This is a genomic window from Levilactobacillus lindianensis, from assembly GCF_003946095.1.
Lineage (GTDB): Bacteria > Bacillota > Bacilli > Lactobacillales > Lactobacillaceae > Levilactobacillus > Levilactobacillus lindianensis.
On sequence record NZ_RHOD01000003.1, the window covers coordinates 13,331 to 38,013 of the forward strand.

Below are 24,683 nucleotides of genomic sequence, written 5' to 3' on the forward strand. Positions count from 1 at the left end.
TCTATATAGATCCAGCAGAAAAATCGGTAGACGTTGGCTAGTAATTGTCAGCGTCTACCGATTTTTGTATGGTCTACTAAAATTTTAGATTACAATGTTTAGGATTATGCAGTTATATATATTTGGCAAAGAGTTAGTCGTGTTCCTTTTTATCTGGTCGCTTAACTTCTGCCAATCGCTGATATTCCTTGTCACCTAGCAGGTGATGCAAGGCGGTGTCGTTGTCCTGATGCTCCGATCGACCTAGCCAATAGAAGAGCAAGCCCAGGCCAATCCAGACGGCCAACATGATGTATTCCGTTGGCCAGGCTAACGCGACCGGAGACTTGGGATACAGGGTCCCAATGGCAATAACCACCGCGAGGAAGCCACCGAGCATGCTGGGCCACAGGCGATGTAGACGAAAGCCACCGTTGAGGTCGGGGTAGTCACGGCGGATACGCCACAGTGACATCGCCGTGATAGCCCAAGCCATGGCTACGAAGAAGCCCCCGAGGTCGAGGAAGTAGGTCATGGCCCCCTTCCCCAACCACCCGAAACCGATGGCAAAGAGGAGCACCAGAATCGTAGCGTTGAGGGGTGTTCCGTGCTTCTCACTTAGCCGGGCGAATCGTGGTGGTAAGAGACCGGCTCGGGCCAATGACAGAATCAGCCGGGGAGCCGCGGTAAAGAGGCCGATGAAGCTGGTAAAGAGTCCCAGAAAGGCAATGAGGAAGGCGGCTTGACCCAGCAGTGGGAAGCCAGCCTTCGTAAAGGCCGTAATCGACCCCATATCGAAGGTTGCCGTCTTCTGCCACGGGTAAACCCAGGCACTGGCAAGGAGGACGATGATATAGTAGCTGGCGGCGAGGATGATGGCGCCAACCACAGCTTTCCCAATCTTAGCTGGTGGCATGTCAGCCTCTTCTGCCAAGATGGTGACGACTTCCCAACCGGTTAAGAAGGTCATGGCGGGGAGCACGAAGCGCACGATATTTAACAGGGGGTCACTGCCGGTGGCGAAGGCTGGCCAGAAGTTCTTCGGACTCCCTTGGGAGAAGCCGGTCACGATGAGGGCGCCACCCAAGATGACAAGACCGCCGAACAACACGGCTTGAACGCCAGCGGTGAGGCGGGTTCCCCGGATATTGAGGGCGAAGATAAAAAGGGTGAAGGCGACGCCAATTGCGAGTTCCATCAGCGAGACGTGGGCCCCGGCAATTGTGTAGCCCGGGCCTTGGCTGATCTGCGGCCAGATGGTGGCCAGGAGCATGCTACTGGCGGTGACGTAGAACGATAGGGCACTCAGGTAAGCTCCGAGAATGGCCCAACCGGTTGCGAAGCCCCAGCGTTTACCAAAGGCCAGGTAGCTGTAGACGACGGGCCCGCCACTCCGAGGAAAGATTGAGGAGAGCTCGGCGAAGGCCAGCGAGGCCAGGACGGTGATTGCCATGGCCAGAACGAAGCCAAAGATTTCGCCCCCAGCCCCGTATTTAGAGAAGAAGATGCCATTGGTATAAATCCAGCTACTTCCGATGACACTTGAGGCTCCCAGAATCAGGAGCCGCGGGAATGAAATATGGCGGGTTAAATTCTGCATGATGATGGCTCACTTTCATTGAATAGATTTTCGAAGACTTGTGAAATTATGGTTCCCATTCTACTGAATGATAGCGCTTGCAACAACGAAAGTGACTCTGAAAATTCACAAGCGATTAGGGGACGAACCATTCAGGGGCAACATCAAAAACAGTCGGTAAAGATGGCCCATCAAAATGATTGCCCTGGCTCAGTATTTCCACTATGGTTAGGGAAAAGAGTTGTGAAATGGAGGAGTGGCAATGACGCCCTTGCGGTTTAACGAAAAGAAATTTGAACGCCAAACGGTGGTGGTGAGTGGTCGACGGGTCACATACCGGGCTTTTTTAGATCTGGACTATCTGATGATGCCTGTCGCGGAGGAGCAGCGACTCAATGTCTTTGTGCCGGAGCAATACTTTAATCAGGGTCGGGTTAACGGCTACAGTCGAGTCACGGCCCCCATCTTCATGCCCAATACCGTGGGGGGCTACTTACCGGGACCCCGGGATTTTCCAGGCAATTCGGCGCCATTTAGCCGCGGTGCAACGATTATCCAGGCGTTAGCACGTGGATATGTCGTGGTTTCCGCCGGTGTTCGTGGGCGAACGACGCAGAATGGGGGCGAATTCGTTGGCAAGGCTCCGGCCTTTATTGTGGATCTGAAGGCCGCCATTCGTTACGTGAAATTCAATGCCGGCTGGATTCCCGGTGATACCGAAAAGATTATTACTAACGGAACCAGTGCGGGTGGGGCCACCTCGGCGTTAGCGGGGGCCAGCGGCAATGCCGACTTTTTTGCGACCCCTTTGGCGGAAGTAGGCGCGGCCCCGGCTACCGATGATATTTTTGCCGTGTCAGCCTACTGCCCAATTGCTGATTTGGAGCATGCCGATGCGGCCTATGAATGGCAGTTCAACGGCCTGAACACCTGGCACAGCCAGCAGTTCACGCGAGTAGGAGATCGCATGCAGGTGACGCCGGTAGCCGGCAAGCTTACCGCCAAGGAACAGGCATTATCGGCCCAGTTGAAGGCCACTTTTCCAGCTTATGTCAATTCGCTTCACTTACAGAACGACCAGAAAGCCCCGCTGACGTTAAATGAGCAGGGACAGGGGTCCTTCCAACAAGCCATTATCAATGAACTCAAGTGGTCGGCTCAGCAGGTCTTAGATGCCGGGAATGACGTGACTACCCAACGCGGGCTGACGATTGAAGCAGGGCATGTGACACAGTTAGATTGGTCACAATACCTCGGGGGGCTTACGCGAGAGAAATCAGTTCCGGCGTTTGACGCTTTGGACCTCAGTAGTCCGGAGACCAGTCTGTTTGGGAGCCGTTTGTTTGCGGCCAGACACTTTACGTTGCTTGCTCAGAAGCACAGCACCGTAGTGGCGCGACAGGCCGATCCGGATCTCGTTGCCGCGGTCAATCCGGTGAGTTATTTACAGACCAACCAAAGTCAGGTTGCCCAACATTGGCGGATTCGGCATGGGGCCTCCGACCGAGAGACCTCATTTGCGATTCCCTTTATTCTGGCGACTTTACTTAAAAATCAAGGTCGAGATGTTGACCTAGCATTCCCGTGGGGACGCCCACACGACGGGGATTACGACCTGTCAGAGCTCTTCGATTGGATCGATAGCATCTGTCAATAAGAACAAAAAGGTTGCTTTGTTATACCTATGGGGGTATATTGAGAACATCAAAGGTCGCCACTGAAATTTTTTATGAATTCAACACAGGGTTGGATTCGCTCTTAGCCGAGGGTGGCGACCCTAAATAATCCCTATGGGGAGTCTAGAGGAGAATGAGCATGATTAAGGAAATCCACGACCAGGACTTTGAAAAAGAAACGAATACTGGGGTCACCGTGGTCGACTTTCGCGCCGACTGGTGTCCGCCTTGTAAGATGATGGATCCTATCTTACAGAAGCTTTCCGAGAGTGAAGACTTCAAGGATCAGGTGACGTTCACTTCGATCAACATCGACCATGACAAGCAGATTGCCAGTCAGTTTCAGGTTCAGGGAATTCCAACCTTCTTAATCAAGAAGGACGGCCAAGTCATCAATCGCTTAGTCGGGGCCCGACCAAAGCCACTATTTGAGGCCGCCTTGAAGGAAGCCTTGGCTTAAAAGCAATGAATATGAAGACAGTAAAGCGGCTCGAATTACCATTGGGGGTAAATCGAGCCGCTTTTGTTTACCTTTCAGTTCTAACCGTCCTACAGTACGGGTGAAGTCAAAACGGGAGGTGAGGGCCATGCAGAAGCTCTACCGTTATGTGCCGATGTTGAGTGCGCTCACGAGTCTGTATTTTCTGTGGTTGATGTCGATGATGCCAACCACCACGGATCTTGATTTGGAATTGACGTGGCGGCCACGAGACCTGTGGCTCGTCGCTACCATTCTGGTGGTGATTGGGTTCACGGCTTTGGCTAAACACCGTCGGACCAGGGAGTGGGGGCTGGCCATCAATGGCTGTCTCGTGATTGGGATGGCCATCGACCTTTGGCAGACACAGCGTTCCCCACTGATGGCAGATTTCCTTTGGCTCTGGGCGATTTTGATGATGCTGGATTTAGGACTGATTGTTTGGGGTGGGTATCGGCTTTGGTGGCGGCATCGTTAGCCTAGCTGACTTTATAGGCAAAAAAATTGAACCCTCAAGGTTGGACGGAAAATCCAACTTTGGGGGTTCAATTTATGGCACAAAATATTCGGTTTTATCTCTAATTTTAGGGCCTCAGTTTATGGTCCAAGCGCATAGGAAGGCGTCGCAAGGTACTTATTATAGAAATGATTCTTAGCAACCTTACGGACGACTAGCACATCGACGTCCGCGCTAGCTGTAGAGAAAGGCACATTGATTTGATAGTGCTGTTGCCGTTTACTCCCACTGTAATTCTTAATTTCCGATTTAGAGAGCTTACTGGGACCGGACAACAGCGCCGCAAAGGGATGGCCATTCTCAAGAATGCACAGCCTAACGGCATTACTGGGAGCAAATGGCGTAAACGTGAGAAGCAATAGAAGCAAGACAAGTGGTGGCAAGAACCATTTCAGCCATTTTTTAGAACGATGAGTCATGCTGCGCATCTCCCTTTCCGATGCTCTTATGATAACACAACACATACTCGTCCCTAGAGAAGTTCCTGATGAAAATTGATTGCGTCTTCCTCAGTAATGGTCCGCAAGACGTGGCACGGATTCCCGACGGCAAGCGAGTTGTCCGGAATATCCTTGGTGACAACGCTACCGGCACCGATGACACAGCCACTCCCGATGGTTACGCCGCCGATCACGGTCACGTTACTACCAAACCAGCAGTTGTCGCCAATGGTGATTGGCCGGTCGTACTCAAGGTTGTATTTGCTACCATCTTTCCGGTAGCGAGCGTTGCGATCTTGGTAGCGAAGGGGATGCATCGGGGTGACCAGGGTGACATTAGGACCGAACCAGCAGCTATTACCGATAGTGACGGGACCGCAGTCCAGCACCGTAAAATTAGCGTTGGCATAGAAGTTCTCGCCAAAGGTGGTGTAACACCCGTAGTCGAAGAAGATTGGTCCTTGCAAGTACATGCCAGGTTTCCGATTAGGGAGTAGTTTTTCCAGAATGGCTTCCCGTTTATCGGATTCGTCATCAAAGGTTTGGCTGTACTCCTGGGATAAGTGATGCGCGTAGTGAAGCCGTGCGGTTAGTTGGGCGTCAGTCGGGTCGTAGAGCTTGCCGGCCAACATCTTTTCTTCTTCAGTCATGGCAAGATCTCCTAGATCAAAATTCCATTACAGTGGTCAACCTCATGTTGAATGGCTTGGGCGACCAGACCGGCAAAGACCTGTTCGTGAGGCTTGAAGTTCTGGTCCATGAAGCGAACGGTAATGGCTTTGTACCGCGTCGTTGGCCGAGTTCCCTTGAGTGACAGGCAACCTTCCTCAGTCTTGAATTCACCGGAAATCTTAACGATCTGTGGGTTGAGCATGGCAATTGGAATCATCCCCAGGTTAATCACGATGATGCGCTTGTTGACCCCAATCATGTTGGCAGCCATACCAATACCATTGACACTGTGGGCCTTCAGGGTATCGAGAAGGTCAGTCACCACTTGGCCATCGAGTTCGGTAGCGGGGGTCGACTGCGTTTGTAAGCGAGCTGGATCGTGAACTAAATTTCTAATCATGAGAATTCCTCCAAAATTTTTTTGAGTTTCGTTGTGGTATTGAAGTTACGGGCACTGGTCTGGCGATACAGGGGAGTCCCGAGAATCTTGCTATAAAATGACCGGCTGAAATGAACCTTGAGGGTGGACGTCCAAAAAATCAGATTGGGCGTTATAAGTATTCGGTCGTAGTCACTGGTGACATGCTCGGTTAGCCAGTTGTCGTTGCTGGGTTCGTAAGTATTGAGCTTGAACAAGGCGTTGTGACGCAATGCGGGGTCGGCTCCCCACCAGTCCGGAGCCAAGGCCAGATCGGCCAGAAATTCCGGGCGGCTGATCAAGCGAAAGTCGATCGGAAAATCGAATTCGGTGGCCAGTAATGCCTGGATTTTGGCCGCACAAGTCACAAATGGTTCCATACTGGTGACAAAGAGATTGCCACTGTTGATATAGGAACGGACATTCGTGAAGCCCGTTGCGGTGAGTTGGTCTCTGAGCTGAGCCATCGGCACGCGGTGATGACCGCCGACGTTGATCCCTCGTAAAAGAAGGAGATAGTCCATAAATCAATACCATCCTTTAATATAGAAATAACAACACCTCTAACGTTAAGCAAAAGGCTTACTTTTTGCAAGCGCTTTATGTTGGAAATTTGATTTTCCTGTTCAGAGTAGAGTGGGTGACCAATCAAACGAAGCCTGGTGAGAAGCAGTGGCCAGTTTCAAGTGGTACAATCCGGTCGATTCATTTGGAGGGATGTGAGTGCCATGCGCGTCAATATTTTGCAACACACACCGGAGGAAGGTCCCGGTGCGATTCGAATCTGGGCTCACGACCGGGGACACAAGGTCTTCGTCTACCATCCAGCGCAACACGGGAAGTTACCAACGGTGGATGAAACTGATTTGCTGGTCGTCTTAGGTGGGCCGATCAGTCCCAATGATTCGGCACCTTGGATTGCCGCGGAACGCGAGCTGATGCGACAGATGATGGCCGCCCACAAGCCGATCTTTGGCGCCTGTTTTGGGGCCCAACAGATTGCCAAGCTTATGGGAGCCAAGGTCAGTCCGGCCCCAGCAAAGGAAGTCGGTTGGGCGCCAGTCAGACGCTTGACGACGGTGATTCCGGGTATTCCCAAGAGTCTGACCGTGCTTCACTGGCACCAAGACCGCTTTGACCTCCCAGCCGGTGCAATTCGATTATTTGAAAGTGACCAGATCGATAATCAGGGATTACTGGTTAACGACAACGTCATCGGCCTCCAGTTTCACCTCGAGGTCATGGAGGACAACGTCTACACCATGGTCGTCAACGATGGTGACTATGTCCGGGGATCGGTCCTCAACCAAACGGCCCAAGACGTGGCAGACTTCCCGATTCCAGCCGAGAACTTTTTGGTTATGGCAAGGTTGTTGGACTTTATTAGTAGAAGAGTGTGAAAAAGGGCGGTTAGTCAGTGAGCATTAACGGTGATAGTCGGATAATCTCGGGCTTGGATTATTTGGTTATCAGTGTTAAGCGGAGCTGACTGCCCTTTTTCACACGTTTCGACAGTGTAAGTGCAAAGGAACCGTACCAAATCGGTACAGTTCCTTATTTTTGTAACCCCAGTCAAATCAGTTGGAGCACTATCTGCAAAGCCCCAAGCCAGGCCTAAATAATGATGGATTAAACCGTTTAACCCAAGTCCAATGGTGGTATACTTAATTTAACTTCAAGTCGCTGAAACGCTGCAAGAAGTGGGGGGTTCAGAGGAGGAGTTAGAAGTGAATACATACAAACGCTTTGTGGCCTTAACTATGGTGGGCCTCACCTTAGGCGGTGGTGTCCTAGGAGTAGAGACAGCCAGCGCTAAATCTAAGGTTTACACGATTACTGACCGGACGAGTCAAACGACTACGCCGGGAACCGCGCAGGTTGTGACAGACCGAGATGTTAACGCCCGATCGGCCACCACCGATGAGGCGGTCACAATTCCCAAGAATACGGCGTTGACGATCATGAGTCATCGTGAGGGCCACACTAAGGTTGCGGTGGGCGATAGTAACGAGCCCTTGTGGGTGAACAACTTAGCCGCAGTTACCTACAGCACCCAGAAAATCACGGTTTCCAAGCAGGTGAGAAAGAACCTGAATCGGCAGTCTCGCAAGTGGTATAAGACACTCAGTAAGCGGCAACACAAGGTACTCGGTCGCTATACCGGGGAGGGTTCAGACGCCATTAACAACGTTCTACGGAAGCCTAAGAAGCGGTCAACCGCTAAGTCGCGGCAACGCGTTAAGGACCTGAGAGCGGCTCTCAAGACGTTTAAACTCAAGCAACCGATGACTGTCTACCGCGGCACCTCGGACTGGATTGTGAATCTGTCGCTAGGAGGAAAGAAGTTAAAGCCGGGAGCCGTTTACCGGGATCCAGGTTTTGCCTCGACCACGCTGAGTAAGTCTGTGGGAACTGACTTTATGTCGAAAGATTTATTGAAGATTAATATGCCGGCCGGCTACCACGGGGCGTATCTGGATCCAATCTCCGAATATGATGGGGAATACGAGTATCTCCTGAATCCGAATACCAAGTTAGTCGTGACCAAGATTCAGAAAGTCACGATTAAGGGGCGGCTAAAGGTTACGCTTAAATATGGTAAGCACAAACATATTTCAACGATCAATGAGGATCAGCGGTATCGCTTAATTACCATGAGTTTGATGAACAAATAACAAGAATTGGTTCCTCGCTGAGGGACCAATTTTTTTGTGGGATTGTTGACTTTTTTTAAAAGTGATTGTATACTCACCTTATCGAGTAAGTAATTACTCACTCACCTAAATTTAAAAAGGTCTTGGGAGGTCTTATTATGGGACAAGCAATTATTGATTTACAACATTTAGCCAAGAATTTTGGCGATGAAACGGTATTGCAGGATATCAACCTTACCGTCAACAAAGGCGAGATTGTTGGTTTAATTGGACCTTCCGGGGCCGGTAAATCAACGGTAATCAAGGTCACATTGGGGATGGAAGTTGCCAGCGGGGGTTCTGCCAAAGTTTTTGATACCACGATGCCGAACCGAAAGTTGCTGGGGCGGATCGGGTACATGGCGCAAACCGATGCCCTGTACGATGCCCTGACTGGCAAAGAAAATCTAGTGTTCTATGGCCAAATGAAGGGCATTAAGAAAGACCAGATGGCAGCCGAGGTTGAACATGCAGCTAAAGTGGTCGACCTGACCAAGGATCTGAACAAACGGGTATCTGGCTATTCTGGGGGGATGATGCGGCGGTTGTCACTGGCCATTGCACTGCTTGGTAGCCCTGAGTTGCTGGTTTTGGACGAACCGACTGTCGGGATTGACCCAGCCCTGCGGCGACAAATTTGGGCAGAACTTGACCGGATTAAGAGCGAGGGTCGAAGCATTCTGATCACAACTCACGTGATGGATGAAGCCGAACTGACCGATCGGGTGGCCTTGTTGCTAGATGGCAAGGTCATGGCATTCGATGAACCCGGGGTGTTGAAGAAGCAGTACGATGTGCCAACGATTGAAGATGTCTTCTTAAAGGCGGAGGGTGTTGAATAATGAGAACAATTGCGATTATGAATCGGGTTCTAAAGGAACTCTTTAGAGATAAGCGGACGTTGGCCTTGATGTTCCTAGCTCCCGTCCTGGTGATGTTACTGATGAGTGTAATCTTCAACACGAACTCATCAACAGATGTGAATGTCGGCACGGTTGCCGTGACACAGAAGCTCAACAAGGAAATGGGGAGCATCAAGCACGTTGACGTTAAATCCTACGAAAGCAAGGCAGATGCCGACAAGGCTTTAAAGGCGGCCAAGATCGATGCGATTATCAAGAAAAATGGCAAGAATTTTAGCCTGACTTACGCCAATACGGATTCTTCCAAGACGTCAGCCGTCAAGTTGGCCTTTAAGAATGCCCTGACCGCCACGAGTATTGACCAGTTAAAGTCGGCATTGAAGAAGAGCACCAAGGCTACGGTTAAGCTCCAGGCCCAGTTGATTGCCATGCAGAAGCAGCAGGCAACCGCGAGTCAGACAGCTGGCGCAGCCACGGCCGCTCAGCAGGCCGCTGCCACCAAGGCCACCTCGACGAATCACGCGACCAAGAGTACCAGTCAGACGACGCCGAAGATTACCAATCACTACGTATACGGGGATAAGGACACCGGCTTCTTTGCCAAGATGGTGCCCATCCTCATGGGCTTCTTCGTTTTCTTCTTCGTCTTCCTGATTTCTGGGATGGCACTACTGAAGGAACGGACGACGGGAACTTTAGATCGCTTGTTAGCAACACCGGTGAAGCGGTCCTCCATCGTTTACGGGTACATGTTGAGTTACGGCATCCTGGCCATTTTACAAACCATTGTGATTGTCGTGGTTACGGTATGGTTACTGGGGGTCGAAGTTGTCGGGAACCTGGCAAGTGTGATTGCGGTTAACCTTCTCTTAGCATTGGTGGCGTTGGCCTTCGGGATTCTCTTATCAACCTTTGCCAACTCCGAATTCCAAATGATGCAGTTCATTCCGCTGGTCGTGATTCCACAAATCTTCTTCTCGGGATTAATTCCATTGGATTCAATGGCAAAATGGGTCAGTGATATTTCTACCGTTATCCCATTGAAATACTCGGGGGATGCGGTTACCGCAATTATCATGCGGGGAACCTCCATCTTTGCCTTGGGTGGGGACATCTTAGTTCTGCTAGGATTCTTGGTAGTTTTGACTATTCTCAACATTGTGGGTTTACGGCGTTACCGGAAAGTCTAGTAAAATCACGACCATTCTTTAGGATAATCGCGTATAATAATAGTTTGACAGGTTTTTGCGAAAGGAGTGACCAGCTTGGAACCACCAATCTTTGATAATTATCGTGATTGGCTCGACCATCAGAAGATGCCTAAGGGGAAGAAGGCCGCATTGATTGCGGCAATGCGGCTCTTCTCCGAATCTGGATTTGACGGCACGTCGACGGTTCAGGTCGCCAAAGAGGCGGGGATCAGCCAGGCCACCATCTTTAAGTATTTTCACACCAAGCAAGATTTGTTGATGGCGATCGTCCAGCCAGTCCTGGAGCACTTCTTCCCGACTTACCGTGACGAATTCTTCGGCGGCATCGCGAAACGAAAGACACTAACCGAAATCGTTCATTTTATCGTCACTGACCGGTATCATTTCATTAAATCTAATGAGCAGGCGGTTAAAATTATTGCGGTAGAAATGATGACCAATGCCGAGATGCGCCAAACCTTTGCTAAAGTGGTTGCGAGTGAGGACTTTAACTTTCTTCACGAACTCGTTCAATTTTTCTACGATACGGGTGAACTTAGAGACGACATCGATGCGGCTGGTTTGATTCGCGTGATTGCGGGGCAGATGGTGGTTTACATCATCCAAGGTAATTACGTGCCAGCTCTGTTGCATGGTGAACAGGAAGACTTAGAAATGATCACCAATCAGATTGTTCGAACGCTTAAAAAGTAAGCTGAACGGCTAGTTTCCCTATTTGGGGGCTAGCCGTTTTTTAGTTTGTCGTGTAAGGTAGACTGTAAAACCAAAAACGAGACGTTTGGCGTCACTAAGGAAGGATTTACCATGACCAAGTACCGGTTACAAACGATTATCTTTGTTCTCACCTCGTTCATGTTAGGCTGCAACGAGTTTATTGTCGTCGGGGTGATCTCTGACATTGCCAAGACTCTGAGTGTTTCGGTAGCCACAGTGGGCTATCTGGTGACGATCTACGCGACGGTATTTGCCGTTAGCACGCCGATTATTACGGTTCTAACAAATCGGTTCAGTCGCTATAAAGTTTTCATGGTGATCATGGCCATTTTTCTTCTGGGAAACACCCTGAGTGGTTTTGCCACGACCTATGGATTACTGATTGCGGCGCGGATGACGACGGCCGTGGTGGCTGGGGCCATTGAGTCCTTTATTATTGCCTTTGCCAATGACATTGCGCCACGGGATAAGCGGCCAATTCTGATCGCCTGGATCTCTGCCGGGTTCAGTATTGCTTCCGTCATTGGGGTGCCGATCGGGACGGCGATCAGTACCGCTGACAGCTGGCACACGGCCTTCCACATTATCTCGGTAATTACCCTGATAACTTACGCGCTGTTAGCCTGGTTGCTACCACGGCACGTCGATCAGAGTACCGGGAGTGTTAAAGAACAGCTGGTCTTTCTGACCGACAAGCGAGTTTATTTGGCGGTTGGGCTCAATTTGACCATGGCGGCCACGATGTATGCTTATTACACCTATATTCGCCCCCTGATTACGGAGGGGCTAGGCTTCAGTGTTTCCAGTCTGAATTGGCTCCTCTTTATTCTGGGGATTATGAGTATCATCAGTAATCGCTTGTCAGGAACGTTGGCCGAGCGCGATGGCTTGCGGGTGATTCCCTGGTTTTACGTGGCTGACATCGGGTTGTTATTACTCTTGCCGATGGCATTGGACCACGCTTTCTTGGGCTTCGCCATCCTGTTAGTCCTTGCGTTGATTGTGACCATTGCCGGGGCACCACTGCAGATTCACTTCCTGGATGTGGCGGCGGAAAGCTATCCGCAAGCCATGATGTTGGCCGCGGCGGTCAATCCCATCTTCTTTAACGTGGGGATCTCGGTTGGATCGGCCACAGCCTCCATTCTTTTGAACCATGCTGGATTGAAGAGCCTGAGCTTTGGGGCAATTGCCTATGCCGTGATCTCATTGATTCTGGTCGTCGTCTTGAACCGTGAAATGGCGAAACGGCGGCAGTTACGGTCGGCTAATCATTAAAAAATAACTGGTGACGTTTTCATGAGTCGTCACCGAAGAATTTCCCCGGAGGATCGTGTAAGCTGGTCTATATGATTAACTAAACCGACTCAGAGGAGAAACTATTGTGAATAAGTATCGTTGGCAGGCCATCGTGTTCGTCTTGGTGGCCTTTATGCTGGGGTGTAATGAATTTATTGTGGTCGGTGTGCTCTCCGATATTGCCAAGGAGTATCAGGTGCCAGTTGCCACGGTAGGATATTTGGTGACGATCTTTGCGACGGTCTATGCCGTCAGCACGCCATTTGTGACGATTTTGACCAGTCGTTATAGCCGCTATAAGACGCTGATGGTCTTGATGGGGGTCTTCTTACTGGGGAACACGCTAAGTGGTTTTGCCATGAACTATCCGGTATTGTTGGTGTCGCGTATGGTGACGGCGATGGTGGCCGGGGCCATTATCTCTTTGATCATGACCTTTGCCAGCACGATTGCCCCACGAGACAAGCGGGCCGGACTCGTGTCTTGGATCTTCGCCGGATTTAGCATCGCTTCGGTCTTTGGGGTGCCGATTGGGACGGCTATTAGTACGACCTATAGCTGGCACGACGCCTTTTACCTGATCTCGGGGATCAGTGCGATTACCTGGGTCCTATTGGGTTGGCTCCTGCCACGCCAGGTGGAACAGGTTCAGGGCAGTATTCGGAACCAACTGGTGTTATTAAAGGACCGTCGAATCTATGTGGGGATTGCGCTGGTGCTCTTTACTGCAGCGACGATGTACGCGTACTATACCTACATCCGACCACTGTTGACGACGGCCTTGGGCTTCAGCAACGAGAGTCTGAATTGGTTGTTGTTCGTTATTGGAATTATGAGTATTATCAGTAATCGGATCTCGGGGATGCTGGCCGAGCGAAATGGGTTGCGGATTATGCCGCGATTCTATGTCGCTGACATTGTGTTGCTCGCAGTGTTGCCGTTTGTCTTGAATTCAAAGGCGCTGGGACTGGGTATCTTGTTGGTCATGAGTCTGATTGTCACGGTCATTAACTCCCCAATTCAGATTCATTTTCTCAACATTGCGGAAGAGGAATATCCGCAGTCGACCGTGTTAGCCTCATCGTTGAACTCGATCTTCTTTAATTTTGGAATTTCACTGGGGTCGGCCACGGCTTCGGGGATGCTGGGCACGGTAGGCCTCCGGTATATTAGTTGGGGAGCAGCCATCTACGCTATCATCTCACTGGGGTTGGCGTTGACGCTAAACCGTGTCATTCGCCGGCACAGACAAACCAGTTCCCTTTAGAATGGGCTCGCGTTAAGCTAGAATGTGAGATTGTGTATAGGAGGTTCACTCATGACAGAAGTGCAGACAGTTACGTTAAACGATGGTTTTGAGATGCCCGCCATTGGGTTGGGTACGTATCAGGTCCGTGGTGGTCAAGGGGTCAATCAGATCTTGGCAGCCATTAAGGATGGCTATCGGAGTCTGGATACGGCCACGAATTATGACAACGAGGGAGCCGTCGGTGAAGCTATTCGCCGGTCGGGCTTACCACGTTCAGCCTTCTTCGTGACGTCAAAATTACCTGGCAAGTATCACCAATATGCCGATGCGACCATGGCGATTCAGGAATCACTGTATCGTATGGGACTCGACTACTTTGACCTGTTCCTCATTCACTGGCCATTGCCCAAGCGAGACCATTACGTGGAAGCTTGGCAGGCCATGATTGACGCGCGGACACGTGGCCTGATTCGGTCAATTGGGGTCTCGAATTTTGAACCTGAGCATTTGGACCGGTTGATTCAAGAGACTGGTGTCACGCCAGCCGTGAACCAATTGGAGGTTCACCCATACTGGACCCAGGAACGGATGGTTGCTGAAGACCAGAAGCGAGGCATTGTCACCGAAGCCTGGAGTCCACTGGGACGTGGAAGTGCTGCGCTAAAGGAACCCTTGATTCAGCAATTGGCGACTAAGTATGGTAAAAACGTGGGTCAAATTGTGCTCCGCTGGCACACACAACGGGGAATCGTTCCGATCCCTAAGGCCAGTAACTTGGTTCACCAACGCGGGAATCTCGATATCTTTGATTTCAGTTTGGCTCCGGAAGAAGTGGCGGCGATTACTGCGCTCAACCAAGATGACGGGCGGATCGACAATCAAGATCCCAATGAATATGAAGAATTCGATTAATTTTAATCGGCTAATTTAATAGGTAAGCGACGAATGAATGGTGTGAACAGAATAAGTTCAGGCCATTTTTATTTATGATCGAAATCGATCATCAGACAAGCACCTAAAACCTATAATCATCAGTAGAGATCAGCAGTGGCGACGACGGCCGATAGAAGTCAACTACGATAGCCGCTAAGAGTGGGGTTGAGTCCCGATAAAATTTAACGGAAGATGGTTGAGCACTCAGGAACCTGCCGGATACAGGAGCCGTTATAGTGGGGGCTGAAGCGGAATAGAAGAGTAGTTTTTAATTCGGTAAGCTTTGATCCCCACAAAGGAGCAACCCGTTGTGGGGGTGTTGGTGATTGGAGGAGGATGACGATGAAAAGGAAGATTTGGACCATCATTTTTGGTTTTGTGATGGCACTGACCGTCTTCCTTACAGGCGGGTTCATCACCAACGGCGTGACGGCCCACGCCGCTGAATTAATGGTATCAGGTCTCACCGGAAGCGATCCGACCCTTACCGATCTGCAAGGAAGTAAGGTTCCTTTAGGGAGTGAGTTGAGTAAGTGGAACAGTTATGAAGTGAATTATACTTGGGGGATTCCCGATGGGGAGTCCATTCAAGCTGGCGACACGGTATCGGTGACGTTACCCCCTAACGCGGTAGCTAGCCAAGATATCTCAGTTAGCTTGAAGGATGATTCCGGCCGAGTGGTCGGCACCTTTACGATTAAGGCTGGAGAAACCGCAGGAACGATTACGTTTAACGATGTCTTAGGTGAATCTGCCACCGATCGTGGCGGTCACTTACAGTTCTATGTGACCGGGACCAGCGAGAATGAAAATATCGGTCATGATTGGGGTGTCAACAAGGTTGGTTGGATTGCCGATCGGAATGCGGACGGGTCACCTTCGAAGTTGACCTGGAACATCGCATTTAATCCTAATGGCATGCCAATGGGGACAGCAGTCATTACCGATACGTTAGGTCCTAACCAGACTTACGTTCCGGGCAGTGTCTATGCTGAAACCGGTAAATATGGTGAAGACGGCGGGTTCGTCGCTGATGGAACGGTTACCCCTGAAGTTGATGCCGCTGGGAACACGCTTATCTTTACCTTCCCAGACGTTTCGAAGGCCATCAACATGACTTACCAAACGACGCCAAATAATGTGAGTGAAAGTGAGATTTGGACCAACACTGCTTCAATGAATGGTCAAAATGTCACGGCTCAGATTACTTGGGGTGGCAGTGGTAGTGGAAATGGGTCCGATCACCAGTTTGGTGAGGTTCTGTTAACCAAGACTGACAAGACTACCGGTGCGAAGTTAGCCGGCGCGACCTATACGCTGGAAGACAGCAACGGTAAAATCTATGGGTCCGGCTTAGTCACGGACGCTAACGGGAACATTTCGTTTGCTAGCTTACCGGCTGGCGATTACAAGTTCATTGAAACGGCGGCGCCAGAAGGCTACACGTTGGATTCAACGCCAATCCCATTTACCATTGTGAGTGGTGTGACGGCTGCGGTCGATGTGTCTGCTGAAGATACGCCAGAGCCAGTGGTGGTTCCGGAAACCGGCGAAGTTGTTTTAACCAAGACGGATAAGGACACCGGTGCTAAATTGGCTGGAGCCACTTACACGTTGCGGAAGAGTGATGGTACTGAGGTTGCTTCTGGGCTAACCACGAACGCAGAAGGTGTTCTGACGTACAAAGGCTTAGCCGCTGGCGACTATGAATTAGTTGAAACGGCAGCGCCAGAAGGGTACACGTTAAATGAAACGCCAATCCCATTTACCATTGCGAGTGGTGCGACAGCTGCGGTGGACGTTTCCGCACAGGATACCGCAGACCACAGTGAGGAAGAAATTCCCGGCGATGTCATCTTAACTAAGATTGACAAGGCCACTGGTAAGAAGTTGGCGGGAGCCGTTTACGAATTGCAAGATGGCAATGGTCAGGTGGTTAAGACTGATTTAACGACGGATGAGAATGGTAACATTCACGTCGAAGGCCTCACAACTGGCAAGTACCAATTCGTTGAAACTAAGGCGCCGGCTGGGTATCTGCTCGACGCAACGCCAATTTCATTCTTTATTAGTGGCGATGGGTCCGCTGCGGTCGCTGTTACCGCTGAGGATTCGGCAACGACGCCTGGTGATGGCGGTGAAGTGCCTGGTGGGACTGTCCCACCAATTACGACGCCACCAACTGGACCAACGACACCGGAACCGGCTCCAGAACCGGAACCAACGCCAACACCAGAACCAACGCCGACGCCAACGCATCCGACGGCACCAAAGCCACCGGTAGCGCCAACGACGCCAACTAATCCAGGAACGCCAACACCAGAACCAGGAACCACAACGGGTTCAGGCAGTCAGCATCCAACGACTAGTGGTGCAGGCAACACCGCACCAACAACGGGTCACACGGGTTCTAGTCAAGCTTCCAGCAACTACACGGGTCAGACGTTACCACAGACTGGAGAACGCTCACCAAAGCCATTAATTGTGGCTGGTTTGGCTTTCCTGTTAGTCTTAACGACTGGCGGCTGGGTTGTTTGGGAACGGCGTTACTGAGTTGAAGTGAAATGTCATAAAATGACGGATGACCAGATTGGTTGTCCGTCATTTTATATAACTTTTTATAATTGGGTTAACTATGATCGCGTGGAATAATATGCTACACTAAATTGGAATCAATTGGACTACTGGCTATTTGGATAAGTAGTTTATTCTAACAGCTGTTCAATGTATAATTAATTGAGAATGAAAGACTTTTTAAAAGAGGCGAGAACATGGTAAAACGACGAGCTTTGACCCAAGACATTGTTCTAGAACAGGCCAACCAACTGATTGCGGAGAATGGCATTGAAAATCTCACCGTTCGGGCGTTGGCAGATGCTCTGCAGATTCGGCCGCAGTCCGTTTATAATTATGCGGATAGTTTGAACGACCTGCTGGATCAAGTCGGGGTTCGTTTCGTTCAGCAACTGGCAGATCGACTGATGCGGCGGTTGGTGGGTGTCGGCGGTAAAGAAGCTCTGATGGTGTTTGCCCAGGAGTTCCGTCAGGGATGTCGCAGTCAGCAGTATTTGGCGCCGATCCTGATGGATCCTAATGACATGCGCCAATTAAAACGAACACACGAGGCCCTGTCAACGTTATATATTCAGATGTTTAAGAGCCTACATTTGGTTGGGGGCAGTGACCAGGGGTTGGTGGCCTCTACCCTCTATCGATCAACGTTGTTTGGCTTTTTGGTTCAAGAGTTTGGTGGCTTTTTAAACCTTTCGCAACGCAAACTCGATGCCCGGTTCGAACAAACCATGCAGTTGGCTATCGATCAAATAAATCCAGAGTAACTAAAAAATCCATTCGAACACCGATAACGTTCAGTGCTCGGATGGGTTTTTGAATACCTAGAGTTATTTATTCATGACGCTTGCGACTCAGGCCAAGGCCTAAGGTAGATAAGGCCACGGCAACACCGGCCACAATGGCCGAGACGGTGTTTTGCTGTTCGCCGGTCTGTGGTAAAGTCGTTTCACTTTGGTGGTTAGTCTTGGTGGCGGCTAATTTGGTGGCGGCTAACTTGGTGGTAGCCACGTGAGCAGCCTGACCATGAGTCTTAACAATTGTGCTGGTCATGGTCTTGTGGCCAGTGGTCTTGACACCCTTGGCCTTGTCACCAACAGTAATGCTTACAACGTGGTTGCCTTTGTCAGTGGTTGGCACAGTAGGCTCAACGATCTGGTCACCATCCCCACCAGTGACCACTTGGTCACCGGGGACACCGTCGCCGTCAGTAATTGGCGTCGTTGGGGTGACTGGATTCGTTGGGGTCGTGGACCCAGGGTCAGTCGTTGGCTCCGTCGTATTAGGATCCGTAGTTGGATCAGTTGGGTCCGTGGTGTCAGGATTGGTAGTCGGGTCGGTTGGGTCCGTCGTATTGGGATCCGTGGTTGGGTCGGTAGGATCAGTCTTGCCAGGGTCGGTCGTTGGATCTGGATCCGGATCGACTGGGGTGACATCATCAACGATTGTGAAAGTGACATCTGTTTCAGCCTCGAAGTTGTTAGTTGTGACAACGGTAATCGTGTAGGTTCTAGCTGGGATTGGCGTTCCGTTAGCTTTGTAAACGAAGCCTAATGGATTGTCTGGGTCGGGATTACGCCAGAAGTACAGTGGTAAACTATCTTCGTTTATGGTGGTGTATTTAGCGGTGGTGTCAATGTTGCCCGCGATGTCCTGTGAACCGAAGACAACGTTAGTGAGTGGATCAAAGGTTGCCAGTTTTGGGAGCTCAGAGAGCTTGTAAGTGCCACCTTGAACGGTCTGGTGGGAGGTCCAAGCACCTAAAAGATTGTCATCATTAAAGTTGGTGGTGAAGTGGTTACCATCGATCATCACAGTGTCTAGGTTAGTGTAACTGGATAGGTCAGGTAACTTACCACTGAAATCATTGTCGGTGATGTAGAGTGATTCTAACTTCGGGAATGGACTAAGGTCCGGGAAGGCGCCAGAGAGCTTGTTACTCCCAAACTGCAGGTACAAGACACTTGGCATATTACCGAGATCAGTCAGGCTACCAGTCAAGGCATTGCTGTCTAAGTTAACGTTAATCAACTGGGTGTAGGCCGAGAGATCTGGCAGATTTCCCGTTAGATTGTATTTTCTGATGTAAAGATACTTCAGATTGGTATTCTGACCCAGATACTTCTGCATAAAAGTGCTGGCGTCCTGCGCGGGCATTGGCGTACCCTCTGGCACGGTCAGTGTCAGAGTGGTCAGCTTGGGTGCAAAGGAGAAGTCAATCATGTGGTCTGGTGCGATAGCCTTCTTAGAGAGGCTGAAACCAGTTAAGTTAGTGAGATATTGAATACCGGTAAAGTCAGTCGGTAAATCCCCATTGTAATCATTGTCAGACAGTGAAGAAATGCTGGAGACATAGAGGAATAAGTTACTTGATGAGATGTAAGTTCCCTTGTTGAAGAACTCAGCTGATTTAATGGCCCATGCCCGCATGGCAGGATCTGGCATCCATTCGGTAGCGTCGACACCCATGATGTCCGGCAAGGTCGTCGTCTTCAATAAGGCACTCCTAGATAACTGCGAAGTTGGTAAAACTGAAGAGAAGGATTGAATCGGCTGAACGGCATCCTCAGTTGTTTTTTCAATAGGCGTAGTTTTTCCGTTGACGTCGTCTGGTTGAGTGACTGGCACTTTAGGCGTATTTTGAACGTTCTTCTTTACTTCTGGTGTCTCGGTGATAGAAGTCGGTGTCTCTGACTTAGTGGTATCTGAGTCTTCTTTAGGTTGATTGGTTACATCTTTTTTCGTGGGCTCAGTTTTGGATTCGATTTTAGTCTTAGTGTCATTTTCAGGCGTTGTTTCTTTAGTCTCAGTCGTCGTCTTCAAACTGGTTTGGTTGGATTGTTCAGAGGTGGAATCGCTTTCATCTGTAGCCTCAACTTTTGGCGTAGCTGGCGTCGTATCAGCATTAGCAGTGACGCTCATACCAGTCATGCCTAAGCCTAAGGTTGCAACAGTGATACAAGCGAAGACCCAGTTCTTACCTGCCTTGTAACTCTTAAAGTGTTCCTTAGTTTCAACGTTAATTTGCTTCCTCATGATAATTTCCTCCTCAATTGCTGTGAAATTATTTCGCCCTAGTCATTGGTTACTATTTTTACCACACATTGGTTAATGTGGACAACCTTTTCTACAGCTTCATTGTACACCCTTTCACAACAAATTCAAGTTTAATTATAAAGGGATAAAACTAATTTATGGGTTATTCTTAATTCTGAGTGATTAAACGGATTTACCTGGGAGAAATAGCTTAGTTGCGGTTTTTCTCTCGGCACACTTAAATGAAAATTGTGGAGCGAACTCGCCAGCTGACCACATTTCTAACTAATTGCGTCATTCGCTTAAAGTGATGATTATTGCCGTCTATAGGTTACGGTGTGTTTGTTAATTTTCTTTATCTATGACAATTGTATTTGTAAAGTCCCCATTTTATGAGTACTTAAGTGAATTTTTTCGAAGTTACTAGAAAAACTAGATCAGGTGTTGGAAGCTTACCCAGTTACCAGCAAGACGAAAAATATTTTAGCTTTTGTCTTGACTTAAAGTGCACTCGAAGGTGTTTACTAGGGTTTGTAAGGCATTCAAGGAGGGGTCATTGTGGCAGAAAAACGGTATCGTATCGGGGAGTTTTCAAAATTAGTCGGCCTATCAACCTACACGCTCCGTTACTACGAGGATCAAGGGCTTATCATCGCTCAACGTGATGGGAACGGGGTTCGTTACTATACGGAAGATGATATTCGGTGGGTTGGTTTTATCCTGCATTTGAAAGGGACCGGGCTGCGTCTCAACGATCTCAAACGTTACGTTCGACTGCGTGCCGAGGGTGATAGCACAATTGCTGAGCGGCGTGACATGCTACAGAAGACCAAGGACGATGCGGAAGCCGATATTGCCGAGCTTCAGATGCACCTCAAGGTTCTCAGCCGGAAGATCGATTGGTATGACGGCAAGGTGGCCCACACGATTGCCGACTCCGAGAGTTTCCATGATTATTTACAACAGTTCAACGACAAATAAAGGAGAAAAAATAATGGCTAAAAATGAAGAAATTAAAAATGGTGTGATTTTTCCAGCAGGTGACAAGAACGAGGCTTATCAAAAGTTCTTTACCGGCCAAAGCTACTTACAAGGTTTAGTGAGTGACCCCGACGTCAGTGTGGGTGTCGGTAATGTGACCTTTGAACCTGGTTGTCGAAACAACTGGCACATTCATCACAATGGTTTCCAGATTCTACTGGTTACCGGTGGGGAAGGTTGGTACCAAGAAGACGGTCAACCTGCTCGGCGCTTACATCCCGGGGATGTTGTGGTTACCAAAGACGGCGTTAAGCACTGGCATGGTGCGACGAAGGATAGCTGGTTCAGTCACATCGCCATCACAGCCGGGACCCCAGAATGGTTGGAACCCGTCGATGATGTGCATTACAACGCTTTAGATTAGGAGGTCTGAATCTCATGGCAAAAAAACAAACAGCCGGTCGCGATAACTTGGGTGACTTTGCCCCTAAGTTCGCAGAACTCAATGATGATGTGTTATTTGGCGAGGTTTGGTCGCGTGAAGACCAGCTCTCTGCCCACCAACGAAGTCTAATTACCATCTCAGCCTTAATTTCCGCCGGGAACTTCGAACAGCTTCCCGCTCATTTAAAGATTGGCAAGCAAAACGGGATTACGAAGGATGAGATTGCCGAAGTGATTACTCACTTGTCCTTTTACGTGGGTTGGCCAAAGGCTTGGTCGGCCTTTGGGATTGCGAAAAAAGTCTTTACAGATTAAGAAAGCAAACAACGCCCGGGAACGGAAAGGTTCTCGGGCGTTTTAGGTTGCCAATTCCCCAGTTGTCAGGTCAAAATGACCGACTTGGGTTAATTTGGACGACAAATAGTTCAGATTGCGGGATAATTAAACCTAAATAGATGATCATAATAGTTTGAAAAAAGGGAGCTGGAAGTATGCGTAAACGGCGGTTAATGGGGGCTATTATCGGACTGGGCTTGGCGGTGGGTCTCGTAGCGGGCCTAGCTAATATTCGGCCGACAGGCGGCGAGGCTAAGACCAGTGCGGCGGTAACGCAGTATCAGCAATGGCGTAAGGCTTACGTGGCCGGTTCATCTCAGAAGTATGTGAAGAGTAACAATGGTCAGGGGAAGACGACGGCGCTCTCCGAAGGACAAGGTTACGCGATGTTGTCGGCCGTCTTGGCCGCTAAGAAGGGGGCTAAAACCCAGACTACGTTTAACCAGTTCTACAAATACTACCGAGCTCATCGGGTATCCAGTAAGGTGCCACTGATGCAATGGCAACAGACCAAGCGATCCGGCAAGATGACCAGTAAGGGATCCCAGAAAAACAGTGCGACCGATGGTGACTTGGACATTGCCTATGCCCTCATCCTGGCCGACAAGCAGTGGGGGAGCCGCAAGACCAATTATAAGAAGGCGGCCAAGTCGTTGATCAAGGCCATCAAGCAAAAGGAAATTAACCAGACAACCTATCTGCCAACCATGGGGAACTGGGCGACATCTAGTTATGATGTCAGCAAGCTCCGCACGGCAGACCTCATGACGGGCTACTTCAAGACATTTGCCAAGTATACTAAGGATAAGGCCTGGAACAAGGTGGCCAAGCGAAGCCAAGTGGCTGTAAAGAAACTCAGTGCACGCCACAAGACCGGACTGTTCCCCGACTTTATCTTTGCGACTAAGAAGAGTATCAAGCTCAAGGCCGTTAAGCCCTATACGATTGAATCAGGGACGGATAATCAGGTCGGTTATAATGCCTGCCGAGTACCTTGGCGTTTAGCGCAGAGTTACAAGATTAGTAAGGACAGTGTCACCAAGAAAGCCTTGAAGAAGCAGCTGGCCTTCTACAATAAGAAAAAGAAGATCACTGCGGTGTACACCGTGAGTGGCCGGGCCGTCAACAGCTACGTGAATACTGCGTTCACCGCGCCGGTACACGTGGCCGCTAAGACCATGGGTTACAAGAGTTTAACCAAACGTACGGCTAAACAGTTACCCAAGAAGATTGAAAAGCGCAACTACTTCTCGGCAACCTTGCAGGTGGTCACGGTGTTGCAATAGAGTGTGAAAGAGTGCGAAAAAGGCGGTTAGTCAATGAGCATTACCGTCGATAGTCGGATAATCCCGGTCTTGGGATTATTTGACTATCGGGGTTAAGCGGAGTTGACTGCCTTTTTTCGCACGTTTCGGCAATAGAAGTTTAACGACTCAGACCGGGCAGTTGTCACGGTCTATTTTTATGAAAAAAAACGATGGTCAACTCGAAAGTCGATCATCGTCGGAGTAACACTTTATTTGTAAGGGGTCACGTAGTTCTTTTGTGAGGTAACGTAGTGACCATTCGTTAATTGGTAACGGTAAGATCCCTTGTAGTTCTTGACAACGGCCTTAACAGCTAGCTTCTTACCAGCCTTGATCCGCGACTTTGAGACCCGCTTGTTCTTAGTGAAAAGCGTGGACTTGTATTCGTAGATTGGCTTCTTAACGGTGACGCCCTTGGCGCTATCTAATGACTTGTAATAGCTAGGCTTGGCCTTGTGGCTCATGGAACCAGTGAACCACTTGTTGACCGTGGACTTGTCCAAGACCTTGTTCAAATCAACGTTGCCACTGATCCCGGAAACACGACCGGAACTGGTGTATTGCCAGAGGTCAACGGATGTGCGAGCAACCTTAGGCTTGTGTGAGCTATACTTGGCAATCCAAACCCCATCGAACTTACTGAAGTTCAACTTGTGGTAGTTGGCGTAATATTCACCGGCGTACATGATTAAAGGCTTATCGGTTAACTTACGCATCGTCTTTAACCAGGCGTTGACGTAGGTTTGTTCCTTATTCTTAGCAGAAGGCATCCGCTTTTCTTCATCCAAGGCAAAGAACTTGGTGTTCTTGTCACTGCGCTTGTAGAAGTCTTTAGCTTCCTTCTCGGCATCCTTCACACTGGTGAATTCAGCAAACATATATTGACCAAATGGCACGCCATACTTGTGGGCCCCTCTAGCGTTGACGCTTCGCTTGTTGTCCACCATGTAACCGGCGTCACCCTTACTCCCGTGTTGGACGCGGATAATCACGTACTTCAAGTCCTTAGAAGCTTTCTTCCAGTTGATGTTCCCTTGATATTGCGAGATGTCAGCAACTTTTTTGGCTGCGGCATCGGCCTTGGTTGTGCTGAGCCCAACGCCCACGGCAAGAACAGCGGCGAAGGCGGCAATACCAACACTCAATTTATGTAACTTATTAGACATAAAATACTTCCTCCTCAATCTTTGCCTTCATTGTACACGGTATGGCCGGCTGGAAGGTTACCGCAGGTTTACAGTTGATTACATTTAGATTTCAACCTTGTAAGGTCGGGGTGGCGGGAGC

The 24,683-nt window shown here is 49.6% G+C and carries 24 protein-coding genes; 17 read left to right on the top strand and 7 right to left on the bottom strand.

What is annotated here, in order from left to right; translation table 11 throughout:
- Positions 1-133: 133 nt before the first annotated feature.
- Positions 134-1,579, bottom strand: a complete 1,446-nt coding sequence (locus EKM70_RS01430) for an APC family permease (protein WP_125544569.1) — start codon at positions 1,577-1,579, stop codon at positions 134-136.
- A 241-nt stretch (positions 1,580-1,820) separates the two neighbouring features.
- On the opposite strand from EKM70_RS01430, the gene EKM70_RS01435 reads away from it, so the two are divergent.
- From EKM70_RS01435 to EKM70_RS01445, 3 genes are all read left to right on the top strand, one after another.
- Entirely contained in the window at positions 1,821-3,215 is a 1,395-nt protein-coding gene (locus EKM70_RS01435; RefSeq protein ID WP_125544571.1) for a subtype B tannase, read from the top strand.
- Positions 3,216-3,373: 158 nt separating this feature from the next.
- On the top strand, positions 3,374-3,694 hold the full coding sequence (locus EKM70_RS01440) for a thioredoxin family protein (RefSeq protein WP_125544573.1): 321 nt from the start codon (positions 3,374-3,376) through the stop codon (positions 3,692-3,694).
- Positions 3,695-3,821: 127 nt separating this feature from the next.
- A complete protein-coding gene (locus EKM70_RS01445) occupies positions 3,822-4,190 on the top strand; it encodes a hypothetical protein (RefSeq protein ID WP_125544575.1) in 369 nt (122 codons plus the stop codon).
- Between the two features lie 119 nt (positions 4,191-4,309).
- Here the strand turns inward: EKM70_RS01445 and EKM70_RS01450 are convergent, their stop codons facing one another.
- Genes EKM70_RS01450 through EKM70_RS01465 form a run of 4 tightly spaced genes read right to left on the bottom strand, consistent with a single transcriptional unit; the run spans position 4,310 to position 6,283 of the window.
- Positions 4,310-4,648 (bottom strand): hypothetical protein, encoded by a 339-nt coding sequence (locus EKM70_RS01450; RefSeq protein ID WP_125544577.1) that lies wholly within the window; start codon positions 4,646-4,648, stop codon positions 4,310-4,312.
- A gap of 53 nt (positions 4,649-4,701) precedes the next feature.
- Positions 4,702-5,319, bottom strand: coding sequence for a sugar O-acetyltransferase (locus tag EKM70_RS01455; RefSeq protein ID WP_125544579.1), 618 nt, complete (start codon positions 5,317-5,319; stop codon positions 4,702-4,704).
- Positions 5,320-5,330: 11 nt separating this feature from the next.
- Positions 5,331-5,741: a peptide deformylase gene (locus tag EKM70_RS01460; RefSeq protein ID WP_057877635.1), complete on the bottom strand. Its 411-nt coding sequence runs from the start codon at positions 5,739-5,741 to the stop codon at positions 5,331-5,333.
- Complete coding sequence (locus EKM70_RS01465; RefSeq protein ID WP_125544581.1) at positions 5,738-6,283, bottom strand: DUF1697 domain-containing protein; 546 nt, start codon at positions 6,281-6,283, stop codon at positions 5,738-5,740. Before EKM70_RS01465 ends, EKM70_RS01460 begins: the two co-directional genes overlap by 4 nt.
- A 204-nt stretch (positions 6,284-6,487) precedes the next feature.
- Here EKM70_RS01465 and EKM70_RS01470 point away from each other — a divergent pair, with 204 nt between their 5' ends.
- The 10 genes from EKM70_RS01470 to EKM70_RS01515 all read left to right on the top strand — a co-directional run bounded on the left by EKM70_RS01470 (position 6,488) and on the right by EKM70_RS01515 (position 18,059).
- A complete protein-coding gene (locus tag EKM70_RS01470; RefSeq protein ID WP_125544583.1) occupies positions 6,488-7,159 on the top strand; it encodes a type 1 glutamine amidotransferase in 672 nt (223 codons plus the stop codon).
- Positions 7,160-7,486: 327 nt separating this feature from the next.
- Positions 7,487-8,434 carry an ADP-ribosyltransferase gene (locus EKM70_RS01475; protein ID WP_125544585.1) on the top strand — a complete coding sequence of 316 codons (948 nt, stop codon included), beginning with the start codon at positions 7,487-7,489 and terminating at the stop codon, positions 8,432-8,434.
- Positions 8,435-8,571: 137 nt separating this feature from the next.
- Positions 8,572-9,294: an ABC transporter ATP-binding protein gene (locus EKM70_RS01480; protein ID WP_125544587.1), complete on the top strand. Its 723-nt coding sequence runs from the start codon at positions 8,572-8,574 to the stop codon at positions 9,292-9,294.
- Positions 9,294-10,505, top strand: a complete 1,212-nt coding sequence (locus EKM70_RS01485) for an ABC transporter permease (protein WP_125544589.1) — start codon at positions 9,294-9,296, stop codon at positions 10,503-10,505. The genes EKM70_RS01480 and EKM70_RS01485 overlap by 1 nt, the downstream gene beginning before the upstream one ends.
- Before the next feature lie 66 nt (positions 10,506-10,571).
- A complete protein-coding gene (locus EKM70_RS01490; RefSeq protein WP_125544591.1) occupies positions 10,572-11,219 on the top strand; it encodes a TetR/AcrR family transcriptional regulator in 648 nt (215 codons plus the stop codon).
- Positions 11,220-11,330: 111 nt separating this feature from the next.
- Complete coding sequence (locus EKM70_RS01495; protein WP_125544593.1) at positions 11,331-12,518, top strand: MFS transporter; 1,188 nt, start codon at positions 11,331-11,333, stop codon at positions 12,516-12,518.
- Positions 12,519-12,624: 106 nt separating this feature from the next.
- Complete coding sequence (locus EKM70_RS01500; RefSeq protein WP_125544595.1) at positions 12,625-13,806, top strand: MFS transporter; 1,182 nt, start codon at positions 12,625-12,627, stop codon at positions 13,804-13,806.
- Between the two features lie 51 nt (positions 13,807-13,857).
- On the top strand, positions 13,858-14,700 hold the full coding sequence (locus tag EKM70_RS01505) for an aldo/keto reductase (protein WP_057877469.1): 843 nt from the start codon (positions 13,858-13,860) through the stop codon (positions 14,698-14,700).
- A 363-nt stretch (positions 14,701-15,063) separates the two neighbouring features.
- Positions 15,064-17,274: a SpaA isopeptide-forming pilin-related protein gene (locus EKM70_RS01510; protein ID WP_164506293.1), complete on the top strand. Its 2,211-nt coding sequence runs from the start codon at positions 15,064-15,066 to the stop codon at positions 17,272-17,274.
- A gap of 218 nt (positions 17,275-17,492) precedes the next feature.
- Entirely contained in the window at positions 17,493-18,059 is a 567-nt protein-coding gene (locus EKM70_RS01515; protein ID WP_125544599.1) for a TetR/AcrR family transcriptional regulator, read from the top strand.
- 67 nt (positions 18,060-18,126) lie between these two features.
- Here EKM70_RS01515 and EKM70_RS01520 read toward each other — a convergent pair whose 3' ends face one another.
- Positions 18,127-20,328, bottom strand: a complete 2,202-nt coding sequence (locus tag EKM70_RS01520) for a KxYKxGKxW signal peptide domain-containing protein (protein WP_125544601.1) — start codon at positions 20,326-20,328, stop codon at positions 18,127-18,129.
- Between the two features lie 558 nt (positions 20,329-20,886).
- On the opposite strand from EKM70_RS01520, the gene EKM70_RS01525 reads away from it, so the two are divergent.
- The 4 genes from EKM70_RS01525 to EKM70_RS01540 all read left to right on the top strand — a co-directional run bounded on the left by EKM70_RS01525 (position 20,887) and on the right by EKM70_RS01540 (position 23,375).
- Positions 20,887-21,309 (top strand): MerR family transcriptional regulator, encoded by a 423-nt coding sequence (locus tag EKM70_RS01525; protein ID WP_125544603.1) that lies wholly within the window; start codon positions 20,887-20,889, stop codon positions 21,307-21,309.
- Positions 21,310-21,322: 13 nt separating this feature from the next.
- Positions 21,323-21,733 (top strand): cupin domain-containing protein, encoded by a 411-nt coding sequence (locus EKM70_RS01530; protein WP_125544604.1) that lies wholly within the window; start codon positions 21,323-21,325, stop codon positions 21,731-21,733.
- 14 nt (positions 21,734-21,747) lie between these two features.
- Positions 21,748-22,068: a carboxymuconolactone decarboxylase family protein gene (locus EKM70_RS01535; RefSeq protein WP_125544606.1), complete on the top strand. Its 321-nt coding sequence runs from the start codon at positions 21,748-21,750 to the stop codon at positions 22,066-22,068.
- A 176-nt stretch (positions 22,069-22,244) separates the two neighbouring features.
- Entirely contained in the window at positions 22,245-23,375 is a 1,131-nt protein-coding gene (locus EKM70_RS01540; RefSeq protein ID WP_125544608.1) for a glycosyl hydrolase family 8, read from the top strand.
- 230 nt (positions 23,376-23,605) lie between these two features.
- On the opposite strand, the gene EKM70_RS01545 is transcribed toward EKM70_RS01540, so the two are convergent.
- Positions 23,606-24,562: a GH25 family lysozyme gene (locus tag EKM70_RS01545; RefSeq protein ID WP_125544610.1), complete on the bottom strand. Its 957-nt coding sequence runs from the start codon at positions 24,560-24,562 to the stop codon at positions 23,606-23,608.
- Between the last annotated feature and the right edge of the window lie 121 nt (positions 24,563-24,683).